The sequence below is a fragment of the Acidimicrobiales bacterium genome, from assembly GCA_036273495.1.
GTDB lineage: Bacteria > Actinomycetota > Acidimicrobiia > Acidimicrobiales > JAJPHE01 > DASSEU01.
This window is the reverse complement of record DASUHN010000231.1, coordinates 1-7594: the sequence shown is the minus strand read 5'-3', so window position 1 is coordinate 7594 and position 7594 is coordinate 1. Positions and strand designations below refer to the sequence as shown.

Sequence of the window (7594 nt, the reverse complement as noted above, 5' to 3'; positions counted from 1 at the left end):
GCGGCCTTGATGGCGACGGGCCAGCCGACCTCGTCGCCGAACGCCACTACCTCGCGGGGGTCGGTGACCGGCTCCGACCGGCCGGGCACACCCGACACCCCGACCTTCTCGGCGGCGTGGCGGGAGCTGATCTTGTCCCCCATGACCTCGATGGACTCGGGCGGGGGGCCGATGAAGGTCACGCCGGCGGCGGTGATGGCCCGGGCAAAGTCGGCGTTCTCGGAGAAGAACCCGTACCCCGGGTGGACCGAGTCGGCGCCGCTCCGGGAGATGGCGTCGAGGATGGCCGGGGTGTTGAGGTAGCTCTCGGCCGCGGTCTGGCCCCCGAGGGCGAAGGCCTCGTCCGCCAGCCGCACGTGCAGGGCGTCACGGTCGAGCTCGGAATAGACGGCCACCGAGGGGATGCCCAGCTCACGGCAGGTGCGGATGACCCGCACGGCTATCTCGCCCCTGTTTGCGATCAGGACCTTCTGGAGCACTCATCTCCTCCGGGTGGGAAGCCCATATCGTTACCCATGTGCTCCCGGCCGGCGCCAGATCGGTGCTCGCGGCCACCCGGTTCGGGGACGTCCGGTGGTTCCCGGAGATCGACTCGACCAACCGGTGGGTGCTCGAGCAGGCCCGGACGGGGGCGCCCGAGGGCCTGATCGCGGTGGCCGACCACCAGACGGCGGGGCGGGGCCGGTTGGGGCGGAGCTGGACGGCCCCGCCGGGCGGCTCCCTCCTGGTGTCGATCCTCCTGCGCCCCGACCTCCCGCCCGATTCGTTCCATCTGGTGACGGCGGCGGTGGCGTTGGCGGCCTCCGACGCCTGCCGGGCCGGGGCCGGGGTGGAGCCGGGCCTCAAGTGGCCCAACGACCTCCTCGTGGACGACCGGAAGCTGGCCGGGGTGCTGGCCGAGGCCGACCGGGCCGCACCCTCGGGGCCGGCGGTCGTCGTGGGCATCGGGATCAACGTGAACTGGCCCGACGCCCTGCCCGAGGAGCTGGCGGCCATCGCCACCTCCCTCGACCGGGTGGCGGGACGCCCGGTCGACCGGGTGGGGCTGCTGGTCGAGCTGCTGGTGGGCCTGGAGGCACGCTACGCCGGCCTGGGTGACGCCACCGGCCGGGTGGCTCTGTTGTCGGAGTACCGAAGGCGGTGCTCGACCATCGGCCGGACCGTGCGGGTCGAGCTGGCGGACGAGTCGTTCACCGGCGAGGCCTGCGACGTGAACGACGCCGGGCAGCTTCTGGTGACCACCGACGCGTGCCTGCGGACGGTGAGTGCAGGCGACGTGGTCCACCTCCGCCCCCTCTAACCTGCCCGGGATCATGCGGGTCCTCGTCACAGGCGGCGCCGGCTTCATCGGGTCCAACTTCGTGCGCTACTGGGCGCAGGGTCACCCCGACGACACGGTCGTGGCCTACGACGCCCTCACCTACGCCGGCAACCGGGAGAACCTGGACGGACTGAACGGCCATTTCGCCTTCGTGCACGCCGACGTGTGCGACACCGAGGCGGCCCGGGCGGCGCTCGAGGAGCACCGGATCGACACGATCGTCCACTTTGCCGCCGAGTCCCACAACAGCCTGGCGGTCCTGGATCCTGGCCGCTTCTTCCGGACCAACGTGCTCGGGACCCAGTCCCTGCTCGAGGCGGCCCGGGGCGCCGGGGTGGCCCGGTTCCACCACATCTCGACCTGCGAGGTGTACGGGGACCTGGCCCTGGACACCGACGAGGTGTTCGTCGAGGACTCCCCCTACCGGCCCCGCACGCCGTACAACGCGTCCAAGGCCGGCGCCGACCACGCCGTGCGGGCCTACCACGAGACCTACGGGCTGCCGGTGACCATCACTAACTGCTCGAACAACTACGGCCCCTACCAGTTCCCCGAGAAGGTCATCCCGCTGTTCACCACCAACGCCCTCGACGACGCCCCGCTGCCTCTGTACCAGTCGACCCAGAACCGGCGGGAGTGGCTGCACGTCGAGGACCACTGCCGGGCCATCGAGGCGGTCCTGGAGCGGGGCCGCATCGGGGACACCTACCTGGTCGGCAGCGGGATCGAGGCCAGCATCGAGGAGATCGCCGACGCCGTGCTCGCGACCCTCGGCAAGCCCGCCAGCCTGAAGACCATCGTCCCCGACCGGCCCGGGCACGACCGCCGCTACCTGTTGGACTCCACCAAGCTGCGCACCGAGCTGGGCTGGGAGCCCCGAATCGGCTGGGAGGACGGCCTGGCCGACACGGTGCGCTGGTACGCCGACAACCGGGGCTGGTGGGAGCCGCTGCGCGGCCGGGCCCCGGTGACCGAGTCCTCGGCCTGGGGTGGGACCAAATCGTGACCGACCGGGTCCTGGTGACCGGCGCGGGCGGACAGCTGGGAAGAGATCTCGTCGAGCACCTGTCGGGCCGTCCCGGTCTCGACGTGATCGGCGTGGACCACGCCACCCTGGAGGTGACCAACCGGGCGGCGGTGCTGACAGCCGTCGAGCAGGTCCACCCCCGCTGGATCGTGCACGCCGCCGCCTGGACGGCCGTGGACGCGTGTGAGGCCGACCCCGACCGGGCCCTGGCCGTCAACGCCTACGCGGTGCGCAACGTGGCCGAGGCGGCCCGCCTGACCGGCGCCCACCTGGGTGTGATCTCGACGGACTACGTCTTCGACGGGACCCTGGACCGCCCCTACGACGAGTGGGACCGGCCCAACCCGCTCTCGGTCTACGGGCGGTCCAAGCTGGGCGGCGAGCAGGAGGCGGGGCCGGGAGCGACGGTCGTGCGGACGTCGTGGCTGTTCGGCGCCCACGGCCCCAACATCGTCCGCACGGTCGTGGGTCTGGCCCGGAAGGCGTCGCGGGGCGGAACGCCGCTGCGCTTTGTCGACGACCAGCGGGGGTGCCCGACGGGGTGTGACGACCTCGCCCCGGTGGTGTCGGAGCTGACGCTCTCCCGCTGCCCCGGGGTCTTCCACGTGACCAACTCGGGGCCCACGTCCTGGTCCGGACTGGCCAGGGACGTGGTGGCGGCGGCCGGATTCGACCCGGAGCTGATCGAGCCGATCACGACCGCCGAGCTCGATCCGCCCCGGCCCGCCCCCCGCCCCGCCAACTCGGTGCTGGAGAACAGGGCCCTCCGGGTCCTCGGCGGGGCTCCGATGCCGGACTGGCACGAGCCCATGGAGCGCCTGGTGAAGGTGTTGGAGGAGGATCGCTAGGTGGCCAAGATCGGGGTGCTCGGGGCCGGGTACGTCGGCCTGACCACGGGGGCGTGCCTGGCCCACCTGGGCCACGAGGTGGTGTGCGCCGACGTGGTGCAGGAGCGCGTCAACATGCTCTCCAACGGAAAGCTGCCGATCGTCGAGGACGGCCTCGAGGACCTCGTGGCCCAGGGCCTCGAGAGCGGGCGGCTGCGGTTCATCCTGGGCGCGGCCGAAGGGGCCCGTGACACCGAGTTCGTGTTCCTCTGCGTGCCGACGCCCCAGGGGGATGACGGGTCGGCGGACATGGGCTACATCGAGGCGGCGGCTGCCTCGATCGGGCCGGTGCTCGAGTCCGAGTCGATCGTCATCAACAAGTCGACCGTGCCCGTCGGCTCCACCCACGTCGTCGAGCGGGCGTTGGGCCGCTCGGACATCTTCGTCGTGTCCAATCCCGAGTTCCTCCGCGAGGGGTCGGCCGTCCACGACTTCCTTCACCCCGAGAGGATCGTGATCGGCGCCGACGACCGGGCCGCCGCCATCCGGGTGAGCGAGCTGTTCGAGTCCATCCGGGCCCCGTTCGTCGTGACCGATCCGCCCACCGCCGAGACCATCAAGTACGCGTCCAACGCCTTCCTGGCCACCAAGGTGAGCTTCATCAACGCCGTGGCCAACCTCTGCGAGGCGGTCGGGGCCAACGTCCACGAGGTCGTGCTCGGCATGGGCTACGACAAGCGGATCGGCTTCGAGTTCCTGCGCCCCGGCCCCGGGTGGGGAGGAAGCTGTTTCCCGAAGGACACGCGTGCCCTGGTGCGTATCGCCGAGGACGCCGGCTACGACTTCCAGCTCCTCAAGGGCGTGATCTCGGTCAACGAGGAGCAGCACGAGCGGGTGGTGGCCAAGGTGGTCAACGCCGCCGGGGGATCGGTCGAGGGCCGGCGCCTGGGGGCGTGGGGGCTGACGTTCAAGGCCCGCACCGACGACCTGCGGGAGTCGCCGGCCCTGCAGGTGATCCAGCGCCTCAACCGCATGGGCGCCGAGATCCGGGCCTACGACCCGACGGTCGGAGGGCCGCTGCCCGGCGTGGAGACCGTGCACGACCCCTACGACGCGTGCGACGACGCCGCTGTGCTGATCGTGCTGACCGAGTGGGACAACTTCCGCTGGCTGGACCTGGGGACCGTGCGCACGCGCATGGCCCATCCGCGCATCGTCGACGCCCGCAATCTCCTCGACCCCGCCGCCGCCCGCCGGGCCGGGTTCCGCTACGAGGGAATCGGGCTGGTATGAGCCCGCGGCGCATCGAGCGGGTGGTGGTGACGGGGGGAGCGGGATTCATCGGCTCCCACCTCTGCGCCCGGCTCCTCGACCGGGGCGCCGAAGTGGTCTGCGTCGACAACCTGGTCACGGGGGCGCTGGACAACGTCGACGGGCTGTTCGGCCACGAGGGCTTCACATTCATCCACCACAACGTGAGCAACTACGTGCACGTGCCCGGCCGGGTCGACGCCGTGCTGCACCTGGCCAGCCCGGCTTCGCCCCGTGACTACCTCGAGCTGCCCATCCAGACCCTGAAGGTGGGCAGCCTCGGGACCCACAACTGCCTCGGGTTGGCCAAGGACAAGGGGGCCCGCTTCATCCTGGCGTCGACCAGCGAGGTGTACGGGGACCCGCACGTGCACCCGCAGACCGAGGGTTACTGGGGCAACGTGAACCCGGTGGGGCCGCGGGGGGTGTACGACGAGGCGAAGCGCTTTGCCGAGGCCATCACCATGGCGTACCACCGCTCCCATGGGGTGGACGTGGGCATCGTGCGGATCTTCAACACCTACGGGGAGCACATGCGGCCCTCGGACGGACGGGTTGTCTCCAACTTCCTCGTCCAGGCCCTGCAAGGGGAGCCGATCACCATCTACGGCGACGGCTCCCAGACCCGGAGCTTCTGCTACGTGGCCGACGAGGTCGCCGGCATCCTCTCCCTGCTCGACTCCGACCTCACCGGCCCGGTGAACGTCGGGAACCCGAACGAGTTCACGGTGGCGGAGCTGGCCGGCATCGTCGTCGAGCTGACCGGCTCGTCGTCGGAGATCGTGCACGAGCCGCTGCCCATCGACGACCCGACGCAGCGCCGTCCCGACATCTCCCTGGCTCGGGCCGAGCTGGGCTGGGAGCCCAAGGTGCCGCTGCGCGAGGGCCTGGTCGTCACGGCGGAATGGTTCCGGCGCCGGCTCGCACCGGATGGCTGATCCCGGCTCGCGGGTCGCGGCGGTCGTCGTCAACTACAACGCCGGGCCGCACCTGGACGGCTGTGTGCGGAGCCTGATCTCCGAGGGCGTGGCCGACATCGTGGTGGCCGACAATGCGTCGCGGGACGACTCCGAGCGGATCCTCAAGGAGTCGGGGCTCCCGGCTCGCTTCCTGCCGACCGGGCGCAACCGGGGCTACGGCGGAGGGGCCAACTTCGGGATCGCGGCGTCGGACTCCGAGCTGGTGCTGGTGTGCAACCCCGACCTGGTGGTGCGGCCGGGGGCAGTGGCGGCGCTGGTGGCCGCCCTCGACGCCGGGCCCGACGTCGCCATCGCCGGGCCGCGCATCCTCGACCCCGACGGGACCCTCTACCCGTCGGCCCGCAGCTTCCCCGCCCTGGGGGACGCGCTGGGCCACGCCTTCCTCGGGCTGGTGGCGCCGCGCAACCGGTGGTCGGCCCGCTACAAGCTCCTCGGCTGGGACCACGCCACCCGGTCCGAGGTCGACTGGGTCTCGGGGGCCTGCTTCCTGGCCCGCCGGGAGGTCCTCGACCGCCTGGCCGGCTTCGACGAGTCGTACTTCATGTACTCCGAGGACGTGGACCTGTGCTGGCGGGCGTGGCGGGCGGGCTGGCGGGTGACCTACGAGCCGGCCGCCTCCGTCGTCCACACCCAGGGCGCCTCGGCCGACCAGCACCCCTACCGGATGATCGTGGCGCACCACCGGTCCCTGCTGCGCTTCGCCCGGCGCACCACCACCGGGGGGCGCAGGGCGCTGCTGCCCCTAGTGGCGGCGGGCCTGGCCCTCCGGGCCGGACTGGCCTGCGCTCAGCGGGCGGCGGCCGCCCGGTAGGATTCCCTCCTCATGGGAAGGGGCTCCGTAGGTCGCCGCGTCTCGCGTGCCGCCCGCACCGGCGGGGGGCGGGCCTACTCGCGCCGCAACACGCCCTGGAGCTGGTGGACCACCATGGGCCTGATCGTGCTGCTGGGCGTGGTCCTGGTCGGGTGGTCCCGGCACCAGCGGATGGCGGTGCTGACCGCTGCCGCCCACGGCACCCCTCCGACCCTGGGTGACCACTGGCACGAGGCCTTCGTGTTCGACCTGTGCGGGACCCTCGAGCCCAACCCGCCCCAGAACCCCAACTACGCCACCGCGGGAGAGCACACCCACGGTGACGGCAACATCCACATCGAGCCGATCGGCGCCTCGGACACCGGGAAGAACGCCACCCTGGGCCACTTCGTCCAGCTCTACGCCGGCATGGGCCTGTCGTCGACGAGCGTGCAGTACCCCGGGCTGGCCGCCTATCACAACGGCCAGAAGTGCGGGAGCAAGCCCGGCTACGTCCAGGTGGAGGTCTGGGACTCGCCGACCGCCAAGACCGGTCATCTGGTGAAGGGCAATCCCGCCGACCTCCTCCTCAAGAACGGCCAGCTGGTCACCATCGCCTTCCTGCCCAAGGGATCCAAGATCCCCAAGCCCCCGGCGCAGAACATCGCCAACCTGCAGCAGAACATGAGCGCCGCCGCCGGCAGCACCAAGATGACCCTGCCCAAGACCGTGACGACGGTGCCGGCCAGCACCAAGCCGGTGACCCCCGGCCAGAGCACCACCCCCACGTCCAAAGCCCCGTGAGGGCGGTCGTGCTCGTGGGCGGGGAGGGCACCCGCCTGCGCCCACTGACCTACACCGTTCCCAAGCAGCTCCTCCCGGTGGCCGGGGTGACGATGCTCGAGCGGGTCCTCGGCCGCCTGGCCGCCCACGGCGTCGATGACGTGGTCCTCTCGATGGGGTACCGCCCCGACGCCTTCCGGGATCAGTTCCCCGACGGTCGTGCCGCCGGCGTGGCCCTCACGTATGCGGTCGAGCCCGAGCCCCGCGACACCGCCGGCGCCATCCGCTTCGCCGCCGACGAGGCCGGGATCGACGGGACCTTCGTGGTGGTCAACGGAGACGTCCTCACCGAGCTCGACGTCGGCGCCCTCGTTGCCTTTCACCGGGAGCGGGGCGGGCTCGCCACCATCGCCCTCACCCCGGTCGACGACCCGTCGGCGTTCGGCGTGGTGCCGACCGACGACAGCGGGCGGGTGACCGCGTTCATCGAGAAGCCGCCCCGCGGCCTGGCCCCGACCAACCTGATCAACGCCGGCACCTACGTCCTCGAGCCGG

At 71.7% G+C, this 7594-nt stretch carries 9 protein-coding genes; 8 read left to right on the top strand and 1 reads right to left on the bottom strand.

What is annotated here, in order from left to right:
• A partial coding sequence (locus VFW24_09920) for a biotin carboxylase N-terminal domain-containing protein (GenBank protein ID HEX5267077.1) occupies positions 1 to 479 on the bottom strand: 479 nt, incomplete at its 3' end.
• A 38-nt stretch (positions 480 to 517) separates the two neighbouring features.
• On the opposite strand from VFW24_09920, the gene VFW24_09915 reads away from it, so the two are divergent.
• From VFW24_09915 to VFW24_09880, 8 genes are all read left to right on the top strand, one after another.
• Positions 518 to 1300, top strand: coding sequence for a biotin--[acetyl-CoA-carboxylase] ligase (locus VFW24_09915; protein HEX5267076.1), 783 nt, complete (start codon positions 518 to 520; stop codon positions 1298 to 1300).
• Positions 1301 to 1313: 13 nt separating this feature from the next.
• On the top strand, positions 1314 to 2327 hold the full coding sequence (gene rfbB, locus VFW24_09910; protein ID HEX5267075.1) for a dTDP-glucose 4,6-dehydratase: 1014 nt from the start codon (positions 1314 to 1316) through the stop codon (positions 2325 to 2327).
• Positions 2324 to 3196, top strand: a complete 873-nt coding sequence (gene rfbD / locus VFW24_09905) for a dTDP-4-dehydrorhamnose reductase (protein ID HEX5267074.1) — start codon at positions 2324 to 2326, stop codon at positions 3194 to 3196. The genes rfbB and rfbD overlap by 4 nt, the downstream gene beginning before the upstream one ends.
• Entirely contained in the window at positions 3197 to 4468 is a 1272-nt protein-coding gene (locus VFW24_09900) for a UDP-glucose/GDP-mannose dehydrogenase family protein (GenBank protein ID HEX5267073.1), read from the top strand. It begins immediately after the preceding gene.
• Positions 4465 to 5424, top strand: a complete 960-nt coding sequence (locus VFW24_09895; protein HEX5267072.1) for a UDP-glucuronic acid decarboxylase family protein — start codon at positions 4465 to 4467, stop codon at positions 5422 to 5424. The genes VFW24_09900 and VFW24_09895 overlap by 4 nt, the downstream gene beginning before the upstream one ends.
• Positions 5417 to 6277 (top strand): glycosyltransferase family 2 protein, encoded by an 861-nt coding sequence (locus tag VFW24_09890; GenBank protein HEX5267071.1) that lies wholly within the window; start codon positions 5417 to 5419, stop codon positions 6275 to 6277. The genes VFW24_09895 and VFW24_09890 overlap by 8 nt, the downstream gene beginning before the upstream one ends.
• A 12-nt stretch (positions 6278 to 6289) precedes the next feature.
• Positions 6290 to 7060 carry a hypothetical protein gene (locus tag VFW24_09885; protein HEX5267070.1) on the top strand — a complete coding sequence of 257 codons (771 nt, stop codon included), beginning with the start codon at positions 6290 to 6292 and terminating at the stop codon, positions 7058 to 7060.
• The coding region (locus VFW24_09880; GenBank protein ID HEX5267069.1) for a nucleotidyltransferase family protein at positions 7057 to 7594 on the top strand (538 nt) is incomplete at its 3' end. The genes VFW24_09885 and VFW24_09880, both read left to right, overlap by 4 nt.

Coding starts and splice junctions, on each gene's coding strand:
- VFW24_09885 (HEX5267070.1), top strand. CDS start 6,290: ATGGGAAGGGGCTCCGTAGGTCGCCGCGTCTCGCGTGCCGCCCGCACC.
- VFW24_09890 (HEX5267071.1), top strand. CDS start 5,417: ATGGCTGATCCCGGCTCGCGGGTCGCGGCGGTCGTCGTCAACTACAAC.
- rfbB (HEX5267075.1), top strand. CDS start 1,314: ATGCGGGTCCTCGTCACAGGCGGCGCCGGCTTCATCGGGTCCAACTTC.
- VFW24_09895 (HEX5267072.1), top strand. CDS start 4,465: ATGAGCCCGCGGCGCATCGAGCGGGTGGTGGTGACGGGGGGAGCGGGA.